Below are 15,744 nucleotides of genomic sequence, written 5' to 3' on the forward strand. Positions count from 1 at the left end.
TGGTAGCCGGGCAGACCCGACAGACAAGCTTTCACGCAGCCGTGGGGCGGACTGCCGCCGCTGGCCTTGTCACGCAGCCGGTGACCGCGCATTGGTCCTGCAACATTGGCGTGGTCTGGCGTGTATGATGCGCAGGCAGCGCGTTCCCGTGCGCACTCTGGGCGTGGTCCGGCGCGCCCAATGCGATCGATCGAGCGGAGAAAGTCTTTCATGCCCACCCCCGTTGTCCGCTTCCTGTCCTGCCTTGCCGTATTCGCGCTGCTGCTGCTTTCGCCGCTCGCCGCCCACGCCCAGGCAGACGCCGACACCGCCGCTTCGCTGCAGCGGATAGAGGCGGATGTCAGCGCGATCGAAGCCCAGCGCGCGACCCCCATGGAAGATGTCGACCGTATCCTGATACGCGGAAAACTGGCGACAATCCGCCAGTCTGCCACGGCCGTCGCAGAACAACTCGAAGCGCAGCTGACCGAACTCGACGCCCGCCTCGCCGAACTCGCCCCCCCGCCCGAAGGCACCCCCGAAGCACCCGAGGTGACCAGCCAGCGCAAGCAATTGACCGGCGAACGCTCCGCCATCGACGCAGAAGCCAAGCGGGCGCGCCTGCTCGAAGTGGAAGCCGGGCAGATCGTGACGGATATGCAGAGGGAGGATGCCGAACAATTCGGCGTGCGCATGTCGCAACGGGTCGAATCCCCGGTCATGCCCGGTTTCTGGGCTGGTGTGGTGGCATCGTTCGATGAAGATATCGGCCGAATTCAGCAGTTTCTCGCCGATGGGCAGCGGCAGGCGCAACAGGAAGGGCAAAAGCGCGGCGTTTGGTTTGCGCTGTTTGGTGCCCTGATCGCTGCCGGGCTGGTCGGGCCGGGACGCATCATCGCCCTGCGGCTGGGCGAGCGCCGGCTGATCGGCGATGATCCCACCCCACGTCGGCGGCGATCGGCCTACGCGCTGTTTCGCGTGTTTATCGGCACCATGGCCCCGCTGCTCGCCGCCGTGGCGCTGGTGGTGGGGGCCCAGCTTTCCAATCTGACCCCGCCGAACTGGGACAGCCTGCTCAAGGCCTTCATCGCCTCCACCGGCTTTGCCGCCTTCACCGCCGCCGTGCTCGGAGCGCTGCTGATGCGCAGCCGACCCAGCCTGCGGATTGCCCCGCTGCCCGATTCCATCGCGGACCGGCTGCGCCCGCTCTCGTGGATCATGGCCAGCATCACCTTCCTGGGCGGCATGGTCGATGCGTTCAATGCCGCTGTCGGTGCGAGCGAGGCTGCGCTGGCGGCCACGATCGTCGTCGAAACCACGGGCAGTATCCTGCTGATTGCCGGGGCTTTGCTGGCATTCGGTCGGTTTCGCGCTGCCGAGGCGGATCGCCATGAACCCACCGCAGCCGGCGCCGGCTTCGGCGCTTTTGCTCTGGTGCTGTGGATCGTCGTGATCGCGGCCTCGGTGGCACTGATCGCCGGCTTTGCCGAATTCAGCCTGCTGCTGATGACCATGATCGTGCTGGGGATCGTCATCAGCGCAGCCACCTATCTGCTGATGAATGCGGCGGATGATTTTGCCACCGCTGTCTTCAACCGGGAAAGCCGGCTGGGCCGCGCGCTGGTGCGCGGCGTGGGCGTGCGCGGCAGTGCGATCGACCAGTTCGGGGTGCTGCTGTCGGGCGCGCTGCGGCTGACGCTGGCCTTTGTCGCGCTGCTGTTGCTGCTGGCACCGTTCGGCGCGGGCGGCGGGGTCGGCTCTACCATTGAGCAGGTCATTTCGGTTGCCGATGGCATCACCATTGGCGGCGTCTCGATCTCCCCCGGTGCCATCTTCCGTGGCGCAGCAGTGCTGTTCATCGGGCTCACGCTGGTGCGGGCCTTCATGGCCTGGCTGGACAATCGCTATCTGCCCGCCACCGATCTGGATGGATCGGGCCGCAATTCGGTCAGCCTGGTGGCGCGCTATGTCGGTATTGCGCTGGCGGTGATCTGGGCGCTGGCTTCGCTCGGCATCGGGGTGGAACGGATCGCCCTGCTGCTTTCCGCGCTTTCGGTCGGGATTGGTTTCGGCCTGCAGGCGATCACGCAGAACTTCATTTCCGGCCTGATCCTGCTGGCGGAACGACCGATCAAGATTGGCGACATCATCAAGGTCGGCAATGACGAAGGTGATGTGAAGCGCATCAGCGTGCGTTCGACCGAAATCGGCCTGCCCGATCATTCGACGCTGATCGTCCCCAATTCCGAACTGATCACCAAGACGGTGCTGAACAAGACCCTGTCCAATCCGCTCGGCCGCGTGCAAATCCAGTTTTCCGTACCCATCGACGCCGATACGGATGAAGTCGAGCGGTTGCTGCTCGAAAGTTTTGTCGAGGAATCGGCCATTTTGCATGAGCCGCAGCCATCGGTCTTCGTGGATTCCATTGTCGATGGGCGGACCGTGTTCAACAGCTTCGCCCATGTCGTCAGCCCGCGAAACGCCTATGGCGCGCGCAGCAGTGTGCTCAAATCCTTCATGCGCAAGCTGCGGGCGGCCGACATAGAGATCGGCACTGCCCCGCAATGGCCGGGGCCGCTGTTCTGGGGGCAGGAGCCGCCCAGCAAGCCGACGGCGTGATCAGCTTTCCGGCCGGGGATGGTCGTAGATCACGGGTTTCTGCTCTTCCTCCTCGCTGGTGATCAGGCGAGAGCCGCGCTGATAGGTGAAATAGCGCCAGACCCATTTGGCGCTCACGATCATGCGGTTTTCAAAGCCGGACAGCAGATAGACGTGGATGATCGCCCACAGCAGCCAGGCAATCCCGCCCTTCATCCGGCTGTGGCCCCAATCGAACACGGCGGCATTGCGCCCGATGATGGCGGTGTTGCCGCGATCGCGGAAGCGGAAGGCCGGCAAGGGTTCGCCGGTTTGCAAGCGTTTCCGCAAGGCGCGGCCGAGATGGTTGCCCTGCTGCTGAGCTACCTGAGCCAGCCCTGGCAGGGGCTTGTCAGTCGCCGGATCGATCAGCAGCGCACTGTCCCCCAGCACGAATACGCCTTCGATTCCTTTGGCTGAGAGATCATCATTGACGGCAACACGCCCGGCGCGGTCCCCTTCGACCCCCAGCCATTCCGCCACGGGGGAGGCCTTGATGCCTGCGCCCCAGATCACGGTGCCGGCAGGAAGCACCTCTTCGCCGATGCGCACGGTGCCCGGGCCGATTTCTTCCACCGCGCTATTGCAGCGGATTTCGATACCCATGCCGGTCAGCCGTTCCTGCGCATAGCGGCCCAGTTCCTCGGGAAAGGTGGACAGAATATGGGGACCGGTCTCGACCAGAATAGTCCGCGCCCGGGCGGGGTCGATGTGATGGAAGTCATTCGCCAGCGTGTTGCGCGTCAGTTCCGCGATGGCGCCAGCCATTTCCACGCCGGTCGGGCCCCCGCCGACCACCACGCTGGTCATTAGCGCCTGCTGCCGTTCCGGGTCGCTTTCCTGCTCGGCCCGTTCGAAGGCATAGAGCAAGCGGCTGCGCAGCCGGCGAGCATCCTCCACCGTCTTCAGCCCGGGGGCGTGTTCTTCCCACTCGGGATTGCCGAAATAATTGAAACTGCTGCCGGTCGCCAGCACCAGCGCATCATAAGGCACGCGGCCGCCGTCGCGCAGGCAGAGTTCCTGCGCGGGCAAATCCACCCCGGTCAGCTCGCCGAGCAGTACTTTGACGTTCTTGTGCCGGCGCAACAGGCGGCGGATGGGCTGGGCTATGTCAGCCGGTGAGAGGGCCGCCGTGGCAACCTGGTAAAGCAGGGGAACGAACAGGTGATAATTACGCCGGTCGATGATCGTCACATCGGCATCCGATGATCCAAGCGCCCTGGCGCAGGCGAGCCCGGCGAAGCCTGCTCCCACAATGACAATTCGCTCCGCCATCAGGGCATCCGGCCGATCATTTGCGTTCCGGAAGGGGGCATCCATGTTCTCCTGATTGGCGGATGTATCTGTTGGCAACCGAGGGTCGCAGATGCGGTTCCTCAACAACGGAGCCGTGCGACGACAGAAACTCCGGAAAAGGAGCAGCTTTGCATGATGTTTCAAGGTGCAGGCGGCGGCAGAGAAATGTTTCGATTTCCAAATGAATATATGAACCAAACTTCTGCTCCCCGGTTTGAGGATTACAATCGGGAGCATGCCATGCCAGTTGATGACGAAGACGATATTCTCTCAGCCATTCACCACCCGCAAATCTCGCTGACTGGCCAGGTAAACGATCAGATGGTGGTGTCGCTGATCGATCAGCTGCGGAAAGTCGAAGCCGGGCACGGCCTGGTCGCGATCGAAATGACAACATTGGGCGGCGATGCCGATATGGCGCGGCGGTTGGTTGTGGAAATCGATCTGGCCCGGCAGCGGCTCCAATCAAGGCGATTGATCTTCCTGGGCAAATCGCTGGTCTATTCGGCCGGCGTAACCGTGATGTCCGCCTTCCCTCTGCGCGATCGCTTCCTGCTGGAGGGGACCATGCTGCTGATCCACGGCAGGCAGATGGACAAGACCGTCCAGCTTTCCGGCCCTGTCAGGGAAAATCTGGCTCAGCTGCGCGCGCTCTGCCATCAGATCGAAACCGGCATACACCTCGAAGAAGAGGGCTTCGGCCGACTGATCGAGCACAGCCGACTGTCGATGGATCAACTGTTGGAAAAGGCCTTGTACAATTGGTACGTGCCAGCCGAAGAAGCCCTGCAGCTGGATCTGATTGGCGGCGTGGTGGATCTGTCGGGGCAGTGCAGGCATCATTAGCCAAGGGTCGCATTGCATGGTTTTCTCGCGCCGGCTTGCGCGCCACCCAACTCGCGATAGAACCGGCGCATGGACGATCAGCATCAGGGCACCGATCCGGCGCCTTCCCCCGCCTATGAACCTGCTTCCGCCCGGCTTCTAAGCCCAGGGCGCGTGGCCACGGCGGCGGTGGTCGTGGTGGCCATCGTCGGGCTGGCGCTGCTGGCGGTGGAACTGACCCGGTTCTTCATGCTGGTCTTTGCCGCCGTGGTGCTGGCAGCGATCTTTGACGCCATTGCCAGTTGGCTGTGCCGGATTTCGGGCATGCGCCGGTCGATCGCCCTGCTGCTGTCCGTCATCGGCATCATCCTGGTGTTCGTGGCCGCCTTCACCCTGTTCGGTTCGCAGATGGCGAATGAGATCGACACAATCCGGGAAACCGTGCCTCAAGCGCTGCGGAGCGTCGAAGGTTTCCTGGAACGCTATGGCTGGGGGGACAAGGTGCGCGATCTGGCGCAGGTCGGCAGCGATGACATGTCGCGGCTGGTGACGCAGGCGGGCGGTTATGCGCTGGCGGCGGGCAGTGGCATGGCGGATTTCCTGCTGGTGCTGGTCGGCGCGATTTTCCTGGCGGGTGATCCGGCCACCTATCGCCGGGGCTTGCTGTTTCTGATCCCGGCCAAGGCGGAAGACACTGCCGCGCTGGCGCTGGACGATGCCTCCAACGGTTTGCGCGGATGGATGATCGGACAGGCGGTATCATCGCTGGTGGTTGCGGCGCTGACCTGGGCCGGTCTGGCGCTGTTGGGCGTGCCGGCATCGGGCGGGCTGGGGCTAATTGCGGGTCTGCTGGATGTCATTCCCATGGTCGGGCCGGTCATTGCCGGGGTGCCCGCCGTGTTGCTGGCCTTCACCGTATCGCCGATGACGGCGCTGTGGACGCTGGTGCTGTTCCTGGTGATCCAGCAGTTGCAGGGCAATTTCCTGCAGCCGATGATCCAGAAACACGCCGTGGACGTGCCGCCGGCCGTGCTGTTGTTCGCCGTGTTCGCCGCCGGCCTGATGTTCGGTTTCCTGGGCGTGTTGCTGTCGGGACCGCTGACCGTGGTGTTCTATGTGATGGTGCAGCGCATCTATGTTCGCACCATATTGGGCAAGCCGATCCGGGTGGCGGGCAAGGACTGACGCCGCTTACTTCCCGGTCGCGCTGCGCCAGTCGAGCCCGAAACGGGCGAGGTATTTGCGCAGCCGGTCTGCATCATTGGCGCTGGTCCGCTTGGCCAGCGACGCGCTGAACAGCGTTCGGCCGGCTTCGGACAGGGACCGGCAACTGCGGCACACGCGGATCACCTCGGCCAGCTGCACCCGGTCGAACAGGTCCAGATCGGCGAGCGCGGCCGTGTCCAGCACATCGTCCAGAATGGCGGTGCCATCGCGCGCCTGCGATTGCCACAGCCGCCGCAGTCGGGTGATCTCGGCCTCCACCCCATCCACATCAATGCGGCCATGCGGGCTGAGTGTGGCCATACGGGTGACGCTCGCGGCCAGATCGCGGAAATTGCCGGACCAGGATGCCTCGGGCGATGTGGCAAAGGCCACATAGCGCTGGCGCGCCTCCCGGTTGAAGCCGGCCAGATCGCCTTCGCGTTCGGCGAAGCGGTCCAGCTCGTAATCCAGATTGGGTTCGACATCTTCCCGCCGGTCGGCAAGACCGGGCAGGCGGAAGGTCCAGAGGTTGAGCCGGGCAAACAGATCGTCGCGGAACAGCCCTGCGGCCACGGCATCGCCTAGGTCGCGATTGGTTCCGGCGATCAGCTGGAAATCGGAACTGACTTCCGTGTCGGCGCCGACCGGCAGGAAGCGCTTGTCCTCTATCGCGCGCAGGATCATCGCCTGTTCGTCCAGCCCCAGTTCCCCGATTTCATCCAGGAACAGCATGCCCTTGTCGGCAGCGCGCAGCAGCCCTGGCCGGTCCGCCACGGCCCCGGTGAAGGCGCCCTTGCGGTGGCCGAACAGGGCGGACATGGCGCTGTCGCCCTTCAGCGTGGCGCAGTTCACCTCCACGAATGGCCCGGCAATCTGATGCTGCATGCGCTTCAGTTCGTGGATGCGCCGCGCCAGCTGGCTCTTGCCCGCACCCGTTGGGCCCAGCAGCAGGACAGGCGCGCGCGACCGCAGCGCGACCCGTTCGATTTCCTCGATCATCCGGTTGAAGGCCGGGTTGCGCGTGGCGATGCCCGATTTCAGGAAGGATGAGCTTTCGGCACTGGCGGCAGCAAAGCGGGTGGCGATGCTGTCATAGCGCGACAGATCCAGATCGATCACATCCCAACTGCCCACCGCATCGGCCGCATTGCGGCGGGGGGATGTCTGCAGCAGGCGGCCGGGCAGATAGCGTGCCTCCGTCAGCAGGAACAGGCAGATCTGCGCCACATGGGTGCCGGTGGTGATGTGGATCAGATAGTCTTCGCTGTCCGGATCGAAGGGTTCCGCGCGGGCGAAGTCCAGCAGCCTGCCATACACCTCCTCAAAATCCCACGGATTGCGGAATTCCAGTAACCGGCATTCGACATGTGTTTCCGGGGAGACGGAAGTGATGTCTTCCGCCACCTGATCGGCCAGCCGCTGATGCGCGGGGCCGTGCAGCAGGATGAAGCGATCGACCCGCAGATCTTCATGCATGACCACCCCGACACTGGGGCGCCATTTGTTCCAGCGGGATGGACCGAATTTGGCGGCATCGAGCGTGGAGCCGAGAAATCCGATGACGGTGGCGGGTCTCATGACTATCCTGTAGGATAAATCACGATCTCAAGCGATCATAAATTTCCAATGCTGATGACGGGCATGGAATCCGTCGACCGCACCGAAATCAAAAATAATAACAACTATTCAATGGTATGTGATTTTCTTTCCTCGCTCCGCCAGCAATTGGCACGCCACCTGCAATGCTTGTCGCGTCTGCTCCGGTGACATTTCGACCGGGCAGGCAGCGGATCGGTGAAGGGCGGCCGGAATAGGCTGGCCGCCCGCAACCGAAACAACCGCTGATGGAATGAAGGAATTCGAACATGGCGAACAAGAGCCTCTTTGCTTCTGCGGTCGCGAAGCTGCTGCCTGCAGCAGATCGGGTGAACCGCGCAGGTGGCATCGCCTATGGTTATGGCAGCGAACATCTGCTGGCGCAGATGGCCGCGACCGGCACGCTGAGCGACGGCTTCTATGGCTCCGGCCAGGATCAGCTGGCGCAAGTGCTCGACGCGGCCCGCCAGTGCGATCCGCATTTCGTGGCCCAGGCGGCGCTCTATGCCCGACAGGCCGGCAAGATGAAGGATATGCCGGCGTTGCTGGCGGCCTTCCTGACGCTGGCCGATCCGGATCTGGCGGTGCGGGTGTTTCCGCGCGTGATCGACAATGGCCGCATGCTGCGCAGTTTCGTGCAGATCATGCGATCGGGTCAGGTCGGGCGGACATCGCTGGGCACGCGGCCGAAGCGGCTGGTGCAGAACTGGCTGGAACAGGCCAGCATGCGCCAGCTGATGCAGGCAGCGACCGGCAAGGATCCGAGCCTGGCCGATGTGATCAAGATGGTGCACCCGCGCCCCGCCGATGAAAGCCGCAAGGCGTTCTACGGCTGGCTGATCGGGCGGCCCTATGATCTGGCGGCCCTGCCGGCAGAGATTGCCGATTTCGAAGCGTGGAAGCGTGATCCGTCACGTCCGCTGCCCGATGTGCCGTTCGAATGGCTGACCGCCTTCCCGTTGACGGGGGAACAATGGGCCGTGCTGGCCACCCGCATGGGTTGGCAGGCGCTGCGCATGAACCTCAACACGCTGGCCCGTCATGGTGCCTTTGCCGTGGCGGGGGTGACGGAACAGGTGGCTGCGCGGCTGGAAGATGCCGATGCCATCGCCCGTGCCCATGTGCTGCCCTATCAAGTGATGGTGGCGCTGGGCCAGGTGGGTGAAGGTGTACCGCTGCGGGTGCAGGCGGCGCTGGAAACGGCGCTCGATCATGCGCTGGCATCGGTCCCGGCCTTCGCCGGCGAGGTGGTGGTGTGCCCCGACGTATCCGGTTCCATGGTGTCGCCCGTGACCGGTTATCGCCAGGGTGCGGTATCCAAGGTGCGCTGCATCGATGTTGCCGCCCTGGTCGCGGCGGTGGTGCTGCGGTCCAGCCACCAGGCGCGGGTGATGCCGTTCGAGGTGGATGTGGTTCCGCTGGAGCTCGATCCGTTTGCGCGGGTCGCGGTGAATGCGGCGCGGCTGGCTGCGGTGGGCGGGGGCGGCACGAATGTGTCGGCACCGCTGGCCCGGCTGAACCGTGAACAGGCCACGCCCGATCTGGTGATCATCGTTTCGGACAATGAAAGCTGGGTCGACAACTGCCGCCACGGCGCCACGCAGGTGATGAAGGAATGGAAATGGCTGAAGCAGCGCAACCGCAATGCCAAGCTCGTGTGCATCGATATCCAGCCCTATGGCACCAGTCAGGCGCCGGACCGGCCGGAGATCATGAATATCGGCGGATTTTCGGATGACGTCTTCACGACGATCGCCCGCTTTGCCCAAGGCGCCAACCCGGCGGGCAAAACGGAAAACTGGGTCGATCGCGTGAAGCAGATGGAGGTTTGAACAGACAGCTTTGGGTCACGGCGAATGCCGGGATGGACTACATTTGGTAATGCGCAGGCCGCGGGTTCGAATCCCGCTCGCCCGGAAACGGGCGGTAGCTCAGCGGTAGAGCAGCGGCCCTTCGGGGATGTCCATACCAACCCTCGTCGCCGTGACCCATGGCGAAGATGACGACACAATTCGGCGCGGCGAATGCCGGTCGGGACTACATCCTGTAACGATGGGCCTTGGGCCAGTCTCGATCATTTCTCGTCGCCGCGCCGTGGCGTTTCAGTCCGGGCGAATGCTGGTGGGACTACATTGTCACCAGAGAAGGCCTGACGAGTCAAAGCGCCCCCGGCTGGCACCAGGCCTGGATGCTGCCGGGGGAGATGCGGGTTCGAATCCCGCCGACGACACGTAGCTTAAGGGCCGCGTCTCACCGCTCTTGTCGCTCGGGCTGGAATGTTCAGACGTTTCATCGATCAACAGATTGCAGAATTTTCCATGGCGAATGCCGGCAGGACTACATCGGTAACGGCCTTCGGGCTGAGCGGTTCGAACCCGCTCCGGATCCATCCCATGGGTGATCCGGATGTCCTGCCAAACCTTGTCGCCATGACCGATTGCGCCGGCGAATACTGGCGGGACTACAGGGAGAGCATCTGCCGCAAGGCAGCAGGTCGGTGGTTCAAATCCACCTCCGAACGATCGGCAACGGTCCGCCGGGTAGCTCAGCAAATTGTCTCGCCATCCCTCGTCGCCGTGCCAGTATGATTTTTTGAAGGAGGTCAGTCATGACCGATACGACTTACGATGTGATGCAGCCCGAAGGGGGCAAGCCGGTGAAGATGTGGACGCGCGGCGTGCCTGTAGAGGATGGCGCTCGGGCCCAGCTGTCGCGGGCGGCGAAGATGCCGTTCATCTTCAAGCATGTGGCCGCCATGCCCGATGTGCATGTGGGTATCGGTGCCACGGTGGGATCGGTGATCCCGACCAAGGGCGCGGTGATTCCGGCTGCCGTGGGCGTGGATATCGGCTGCGGCATGATGGCCGCGCGCACATCCCTGATGGCCTCGGACCTGCCCGACAATCTCGATGCGATCCGTTCGGCGATCGAGGCTGCCGTACCGCATGGCCGGAGCGTCGGACGGGGCAAGCGCGATGCCGGTGCCTGGGGCAACCCCCCGACCGATATCGTCGATGCCTGGGCCACGCTGGCGACGCGCTTTCAGCGGATTGCGGACAAATATCCGCGCCTGCGTAACGTGAACCATCTGGTTCACCTCGGCACGCTGGGGACCGGCAACCACTTCATCGAACTGTGCCTGGATCAGGACCAGCGCGTGTGGGTGATGCTGCATTCCGGATCGCGTGGGGTGGGCAATGCCATCGGCACCTATTTCATCGAACTGGCCAAGCAGGATATGCGGAAATGGCACATCAACCTGCCGGATCAGGATCTGGCCTATTTCCCGGAAGGGACCGATCATTTCGATGATTATGTCGAAGCGGTCGGCTGGGCCCAGGATTTTGCCGCGCTCAACCGGCGCATGATGATGACCAAGGTCATCGCTGCGCTGCGCGGGCAGATTGCCAAGCCGTTCGATGCGGAGATGGAGGCGGTGAACTGCCACCACAACTATGTGACGCGCGAACACCATTTTGGTGAAAACGTGCTGGTGACCCGCAAGGGCGCCGTGCGCGCCGCCAAGGGTGTGCTGGGGATCATTCCGGGTTCGATGGGCGCCAAAAGCTTCATCGTGCGCGGGCTGGGCAATGCGGAAAGCTTCGACAGCTGTTCGCATGGTGCGGGCCGGGTGATGAGCCGTACCGCCGCCAAGAAGCTGGTCACGCTGGATGAACATATCGCCGACACGGCCGGTGTGTCCTGCCGCAAGGATGAAAGCGTGATCGATGAAACTCCGCGAGCCTACAAGCCGATCGAAGCCGTGATGGCCGCCCAGGCCGATCTGGTGGAGATTGTCCACACGCTGAAGCAGGTGGTGTGCGTGAAGGGGTAGCCCCCTTCACGCATTCCCGACATCGAGACGAACAATGCAACAGGTGAATGGGGACAGCATCGGCCCGGATGTGCGGGCAGAGATCGAGCGGCGGCTGGCCGCGATCGAGGCGCAGGAGGACGTGCGCTTTCTGCTGGCGATCGAATCCGGCTCGCGGGCTTGGGGATTCCCTTCGCCCGATAGCGATTACGATATCCGTTTCATCCATGTGCACCGGCGCGACTGGTATCTCTCGCTGATGCCGGGGCGCGATGTGATCGAACGGCCGATCGTCGATGAGATCGATCTGAACGGCTGGGATATCCGCAAGGCGCTGAACCTGCTGTTCAAATCCAACGCCGTCGTCAGCGAATGGATGGAAAGCCCGATCCATTATCGGCCGGTGCATCCGGTGATGGCGCGGGTCAGCGCGCTGGCGGACCGGCTGCTCGTGCCGCGCGCCATGGCCTGGCACTATGCCAAGCTGGCCACCAATGCGGCCAAGGACTGGCTGGATAGCGACGCTCCGGTGCCGGTGAAGAAGTACTTCTACGCGCTGCGGCCGGCGCTCTGCATTCGGCATATGCGGCTGCATGGCGGACGACCACCGATGAATTTGCAGCAATTGGTGGCCACGACGGAACTGACTCCGTCGCTGACCGGGATGATCGAAGATTTGGTCGCGGCCAAGGCGGTACCAGAGAAAAGAGCAATGGCGCGCGCATGCCCGCTGTGGATGCGCTGATCCGGGATGAAGTGTCGCGGGTGGGCGATCTGCCGGCGGGCACGGTGTCTGATGCGGATGTCGCGGAAGCCCAGGCGATTTTTCGCGATCTGGTGAATATGGAATGGTGTGATGATTGAGATAGATGGCAGTGAAGGCGAAGGCGGCGGGCAGATCGTGCGCAACGCCTGCGCCCTGGCGCTGGTGACGGGGCAGAGCTTCCGCATCCGCAATGTGCGCGGCAAGCGGTCCAAACCGGGGCTGATGCGCCAGCATTTGACAGCGGTCGAGGCGGCGGCGGCGATTGGCGCGGCCGAATGCACAGGGCTGGCGGTTGGATCATCGGAGATCAGCTTCGCGCCGGGAAAGGTGACGCCGGGGGAGTATCATTTCGCCGTAGGCACGGCCGGTTCGACCGGGCTGGTGCTGCAGACCGTGCTGATCCCTCTGCTGCTGGCTGGCGGCCCCTCCCGGCTGGTGATCGAGGGCGGTACGCATGCCATGCAGGCACCGCCGTTCGAATTTCTCGACCAAGTATTCCTGCCGGTGATCAACCGGATGGGCCCGCAGGTGCAGGCTCGGCTGGCCCGCCACGGCTTCTATCCGCGCGGCGGCGGGCGGATCGAGGTAGATATCACCCCAGCGCCGCTGCAGCCGGTCGACTGCCTGGACCGTGGCGCGCTGCAGAGCGTGCGGGCGCGGGCGCTGGTGGCCGGGCTGGACCAGGAAATCGGCCAGCGCGAACTGAAAACGGCGGGCAGCAAGCTGGCCTGGGCGCAGGAGCTTCTGGTGCTGGATGCCATTCCCGCCGAATACGGGCCGGGCAACGCCCTGCTGCTGGAGGCGACGTTCGAGCACGGTTGTGAAATCGTGAGCGGTTTCGGGCGGGTTGGCCTGTCGGCGGAACATTTGGCGAAAGATGCCGCAGGGCGCATGGCCGGCTTGCTGAAATCAGCCGCCTTTGCCGGGCCCTATCTGGCGGATCAGCTGTTGCTGCCCTTTGCCCTGGCAGGTGGGGGCACTTTCAGCACGGTGAAGCCGAGCCAGCACAGCCTGACGGCGGCCGATATCATCGCGCGTTTTACCGGACGCCGGTGGAGATTCGCCCAGCAGGCCGATGGCTGCTTCCATGCGCGCCTGAGCTGAAAACAAAACGGGGGCCCGTTCGATGGAACGGGCCCCCGCAATGTCATTCGATCGGAAGCGATCAGAACTTGGCGAGCGCGCCAACCATCAGCTGATGGCGCGATGCGCGGATGCCGGTTTCTTCGTCGGCGATGTTGATGTCGCCATAGTTGGAATAGCGGTATTCCAGGCGCAGGCCGAAGTTGGCGAACTGCTTTTCAACGCCGCCGCCAACGCGGAAGCCGCTCTGCGCGTCGCTGTCTTCAAAATCGCCCAGTTCATACTTCACGCGGGCGTTGGTATAGCCGGCCTTTGCATAAACCAGCGTGCCTTCCGACACTTCATAACCGGCGCGGATGCCGCCATAGATGTCGTGGCCGGCGCTGATCTTGGCGCCGTCGAAGCCTTCGCTGACTTCCGAATCCGACAGTTCGACTTCCAGGCCGATCACGGTGCGGTCTTCGAAGTGGTAGTCGTAACCGGCGATCACGCCGTAAGCGACATTGCCCTTGTTTTCGGTTTCGTCGCCTGCTTCGACCGACACGCGGTCATAGCCGGCGATCACGCCGATGTAGGGGCCGGTGTGAGCGAGGGCCGGGGTTGCAACGGCGGCAGCAGCGACGGCTGCGAGAAGTGCGATCTTCTTCATGTTCTTGTCTTTCCTGTTGGCGATCCCGCAGGCGCGATGGGGGCTCCCCCAATGAAGGAGGTGAAGGCGCCTTGTGTTGCGGGGAGGGGGATGGCGGGCCGAGGTCCGCCTGTCAGAACCAGGGCCCATCTGGATGACGGGCCCCGATCAGAATACAATCAGAACTTGGCCAGAACGCCGGCAACCACCTGATGGCGCGACATGTCGACGCCCGAGCTCAGGTCGTCGAAGCGAACGTCGCCATATTCCGAATAGCGGTATTCGAGGCGTACGGCGAAGCCCTGGAACTGCTGTTCAGCGCCGGCGCCGAGGCGGAAACCGCTCTGGCCTTCGCTGATGTTCAGGCTGCCGGTTTCCACTTTCACGCGGGCGTTGGTGTAACCACCCTTGGCGTAGATCAGCGTGCCTTCGGCAGCTTCGAAACCGGCGCGCACCCCGGCGTAGATGTCATGACCGGCCTTGATCGCATCGCCCGAGTAACGCTGCGAAACTTCCGAATCGGACAGTTCGGCTTCCACGCCGAGGACCAGGCCGCTGTCCATATGCACGTCGTAACCGGCGATGATGCCGTACATGACGTCGCCCTTGCTTTCGCTTTCGTTACCAAGGTCGAGCGAGACGGAATCGTAACCGCCAATGATGCCGACATAGGGACCAGTGTGGGCCAGCGCCGGAGTGGCGATGACAGCAGCGGTGGCGGCTGCGAGCAGTGCGATCTTCTTCATTTTTCTAGCTTCCTGCAGAACAATGGGGCGGCTTTCGTCGAAGCCTTGCCCGGGTCTGTAGGGGCTGATGTGACATGTAGGGAACAAAAGATGTCACGATTTGAGGATTTGAAGCAACATGCGTTGCTGATATGCAACATTCACCTTGCGCCATCGTTGCGAGAGGGCAACGCACTGTGCGTCTTTGCGCTTCGGCAAGTGTTGCGCTTATAGGATGGCTGCAGTCCAGCCGCTTGGCGATGACAGGGCGAGTTTTGGGAGAGAGTTTTGAGCAGCGAAAATCCCCCGATCGAGGGTGAAGGCGATCTGACCGATCGCAAGTTCTACGGCGCCGATCAGGAAGCCGAATTTGTCGAAGCCGCGCCGACATCAACCCCGCAGACTCGCCACCCGGCCTATCGCCTGGCCTTTGGCGATACCGAATTCCTGCTGCGTGAAGAGCTGCGCCCGGTGCGGTTCCAGCTGGAACTGCTGAAGCCGGAAATGCTGCTGGATGAAGCGCGGGTCGGATCGACGCTGGTCATGTACGGATCGGCGCGCATCCCCTCGCCGGCAACGGCACAGGCGCTGCTCGACGGGGCAAAGAACGCCGCCGTCGAAGATCAGCTGGTGGCCGAACGGCTGGCCGAGAAAGCCAAATATTACCAAGAAGCGCTGAACCTGGCCAAGATCGTCGGGGAAAAGGCGATCATCGAAGACGGCAAGCGTCAGTTCGTCGTCTGTTCGGGCGGTGGGCCCTCGATCATGGAAGCGGCCAATCGCGGCGCGTCGGAGGCGGGATCGGAATCGATCGGGCTCAACATCGTGCTGCCGCATGAACAGGCGCCCAATACTTATGTGACGCCCTATCTGTCATTCCAGTTCCATTATTTCGCGCTGCGAAAGATGCATTTCCTGATGCGGGCGAAGGCGGTGGCGGTGTTCCCGGGTGGGTTCGGCACTTTCGACGAATTCTTCGAACTGCTGACGCTGATCCAGACGGGCAAGATGAAGCCGATCCCCGTGCTGCTGTTCGGCAAGGAATTCTGGACACGGGTGATCGATTTCGGCGCTCTGGCGCGCGAAGGGGTGATTTCCCCCGCCGATCTGGATCTGTTCACCTGGTGCGAAACGGCGGATGAGGCCTGGGGCCATATCGCGGATTTCTACAAGCTGGAACGCTGAT

13 protein-coding genes are annotated in these 15,744 nt (G+C 63.2%); 9 read left to right on the forward strand and 4 right to left on the reverse strand.

Features of this window, described 5'->3' with window-relative positions; genetic code table 11:
* Positions 1 to 210 precede the first annotated feature (210 nt).
* Positions 211 to 2,601, forward strand: a complete 2,391-nt coding sequence (locus GRI97_RS02750) for a DUF3772 domain-containing protein (protein WP_161389586.1) — start codon at positions 211 to 213, stop codon at positions 2,599 to 2,601.
* Here GRI97_RS02750 and GRI97_RS02755 read toward each other — a convergent pair whose 3' ends face one another.
* Positions 2,602 to 3,894, reverse strand: a complete 1,293-nt coding sequence (locus GRI97_RS02755; RefSeq protein WP_161389587.1) for an NAD(P)/FAD-dependent oxidoreductase — start codon at positions 3,892 to 3,894, stop codon at positions 2,602 to 2,604. It abuts the gene before it with no gap.
* A gap of 261 nt (positions 3,895 to 4,155) precedes the next feature.
* Here GRI97_RS02755 and GRI97_RS02760 point away from each other — a divergent pair, with 261 nt between their 5' ends.
* A complete protein-coding gene (locus GRI97_RS02760) occupies positions 4,156 to 4,761 on the forward strand; it encodes a peptidase S14 (protein WP_161389588.1) in 606 nt (201 codons plus the stop codon).
* Positions 4,762 to 4,830: 69 nt separating this feature from the next.
* Complete coding sequence (locus tag GRI97_RS02765; RefSeq protein WP_161389589.1) at positions 4,831 to 5,925, forward strand: AI-2E family transporter; 1,095 nt, start codon at positions 4,831 to 4,833, stop codon at positions 5,923 to 5,925.
* 6 nt (positions 5,926 to 5,931) lie between these two features.
* Here GRI97_RS02765 and rtcR read toward each other — a convergent pair whose 3' ends face one another.
* Positions 5,932 to 7,524: an RNA repair transcriptional activator RtcR gene (gene rtcR, locus GRI97_RS02770; protein WP_161389590.1), complete on the reverse strand. Its 1,593-nt coding sequence runs from the start codon at positions 7,522 to 7,524 to the stop codon at positions 5,932 to 5,934.
* A gap of 287 nt (positions 7,525 to 7,811) precedes the next feature.
* On the opposite strand from rtcR, the gene GRI97_RS02775 reads away from it, so the two are divergent.
* The 5 genes from GRI97_RS02775 to rtcA all read left to right on the forward strand — a co-directional run bounded on the left by GRI97_RS02775 (position 7,812) and on the right by rtcA (position 13,226).
* Complete coding sequence (locus tag GRI97_RS02775; RefSeq protein ID WP_161389591.1) at positions 7,812 to 9,374, forward strand: vWA domain-containing protein; 1,563 nt, start codon at positions 7,812 to 7,814, stop codon at positions 9,372 to 9,374.
* A 776-nt stretch (positions 9,375 to 10,150) separates the two neighbouring features.
* Positions 10,151 to 11,377: an RtcB family protein gene (locus GRI97_RS02785; protein ID WP_161389593.1), complete on the forward strand. Its 1,227-nt coding sequence runs from the start codon at positions 10,151 to 10,153 to the stop codon at positions 11,375 to 11,377.
* Positions 11,378 to 11,420: 43 nt separating this feature from the next.
* Positions 11,421 to 12,101 carry a nucleotidyltransferase domain-containing protein gene (locus GRI97_RS02790; protein ID WP_161389594.1) on the forward strand — a complete coding sequence of 227 codons (681 nt, stop codon included), beginning with the start codon at positions 11,421 to 11,423 and terminating at the stop codon, positions 12,099 to 12,101.
* Positions 12,080 to 12,220: a hypothetical protein gene (locus GRI97_RS02795; protein ID WP_161389595.1), complete on the forward strand. Its 141-nt coding sequence runs from the start codon at positions 12,080 to 12,082 to the stop codon at positions 12,218 to 12,220. Before GRI97_RS02790 ends, GRI97_RS02795 begins: the two co-directional genes overlap by 22 nt.
* The gene (rtcA, locus tag GRI97_RS02800) at positions 12,213 to 13,226 is read left to right on the forward strand and encodes an RNA 3'-terminal phosphate cyclase (RefSeq protein WP_161389596.1); all 1,014 of its coding nucleotides are present in this window, start codon (positions 12,213 to 12,215) and stop codon (positions 13,224 to 13,226) included. The genes GRI97_RS02795 and rtcA overlap by 8 nt, the downstream gene beginning before the upstream one ends.
* Positions 13,227 to 13,287: 61 nt before the next feature.
* Here rtcA and GRI97_RS02805 read toward each other — a convergent pair whose 3' ends face one another.
* Both GRI97_RS02805 and GRI97_RS02810 read right to left on the reverse strand, forming a co-directional pair.
* Positions 13,288 to 13,854 (reverse strand): outer membrane protein, encoded by a 567-nt coding sequence (locus tag GRI97_RS02805; protein ID WP_161389597.1) that lies wholly within the window; start codon positions 13,852 to 13,854, stop codon positions 13,288 to 13,290.
* Positions 13,855 to 14,012: 158 nt separating this feature from the next.
* Complete coding sequence (locus tag GRI97_RS02810; protein ID WP_161389598.1) at positions 14,013 to 14,579, reverse strand: outer membrane protein; 567 nt, start codon at positions 14,577 to 14,579, stop codon at positions 14,013 to 14,015.
* A 267-nt stretch (positions 14,580 to 14,846) separates the two neighbouring features.
* On the opposite strand from GRI97_RS02810, the gene GRI97_RS02815 reads away from it, so the two are divergent.
* A complete protein-coding gene (locus GRI97_RS02815; protein WP_202392557.1) occupies positions 14,847 to 15,743 on the forward strand; it encodes an LOG family protein in 897 nt (298 codons plus the stop codon).
* The last annotated feature ends 1 nt before the right edge of the window (position 15,744 follow it).

It is taken from the genome of Croceibacterium xixiisoli (assembly GCF_009827305.1).
Classification (GTDB): Bacteria; Pseudomonadota; Alphaproteobacteria; order Sphingomonadales; family Sphingomonadaceae; genus Croceibacterium_C; species Croceibacterium_C xixiisoli.

Excerpts from the sequence above, each read along its gene's own strand:
- GRI97_RS02750 (WP_161389586.1), top strand. The coding sequence starts at position 211 with ATGCCCACCCCCGTTGTCCGCTTCCTGTCCTGCCTTGCCGTATTCGCG.
- GRI97_RS02755 (WP_161389587.1), bottom strand. The coding sequence starts at position 3,894 with ATGGCGGAGCGAATTGTCATTGTGGGAGCAGGCTTCGCCGGGCTCGCC.
- rtcA (WP_161389596.1), top strand. The coding sequence starts at position 12,213 with ATGATTGAGATAGATGGCAGTGAAGGCGAAGGCGGCGGGCAGATCGTG.
- GRI97_RS02810 (WP_161389598.1), bottom strand. The coding sequence starts at position 14,579 with ATGAAGAAGATCGCACTGCTCGCAGCCGCCACCGCTGCTGTCATCGCC.
- GRI97_RS02785 (WP_161389593.1), top strand. The coding sequence starts at position 10,151 with ATGACCGATACGACTTACGATGTGATGCAGCCCGAAGGGGGCAAGCCG.
- GRI97_RS02805 (WP_161389597.1), bottom strand. The coding sequence starts at position 13,854 with ATGAAGAAGATCGCACTTCTCGCAGCCGTCGCTGCTGCCGCCGTTGCA.
- GRI97_RS02765 (WP_161389589.1), top strand. The coding sequence starts at position 4,831 with ATGGACGATCAGCATCAGGGCACCGATCCGGCGCCTTCCCCCGCCTAT.
- GRI97_RS02795 (WP_161389595.1), top strand. The coding sequence starts at position 12,080 with ATGCCCGCTGTGGATGCGCTGATCCGGGATGAAGTGTCGCGGGTGGGC.
- rtcR (WP_161389590.1), bottom strand. The coding sequence starts at position 7,524 with ATGAGACCCGCCACCGTCATCGGATTTCTCGGCTCCACGCTCGATGCC.
- GRI97_RS02775 (WP_161389591.1), top strand. The coding sequence starts at position 7,812 with ATGGCGAACAAGAGCCTCTTTGCTTCTGCGGTCGCGAAGCTGCTGCCT.
- GRI97_RS02760 (WP_161389588.1), top strand. The coding sequence starts at position 4,156 with ATGCCAGTTGATGACGAAGACGATATTCTCTCAGCCATTCACCACCCG.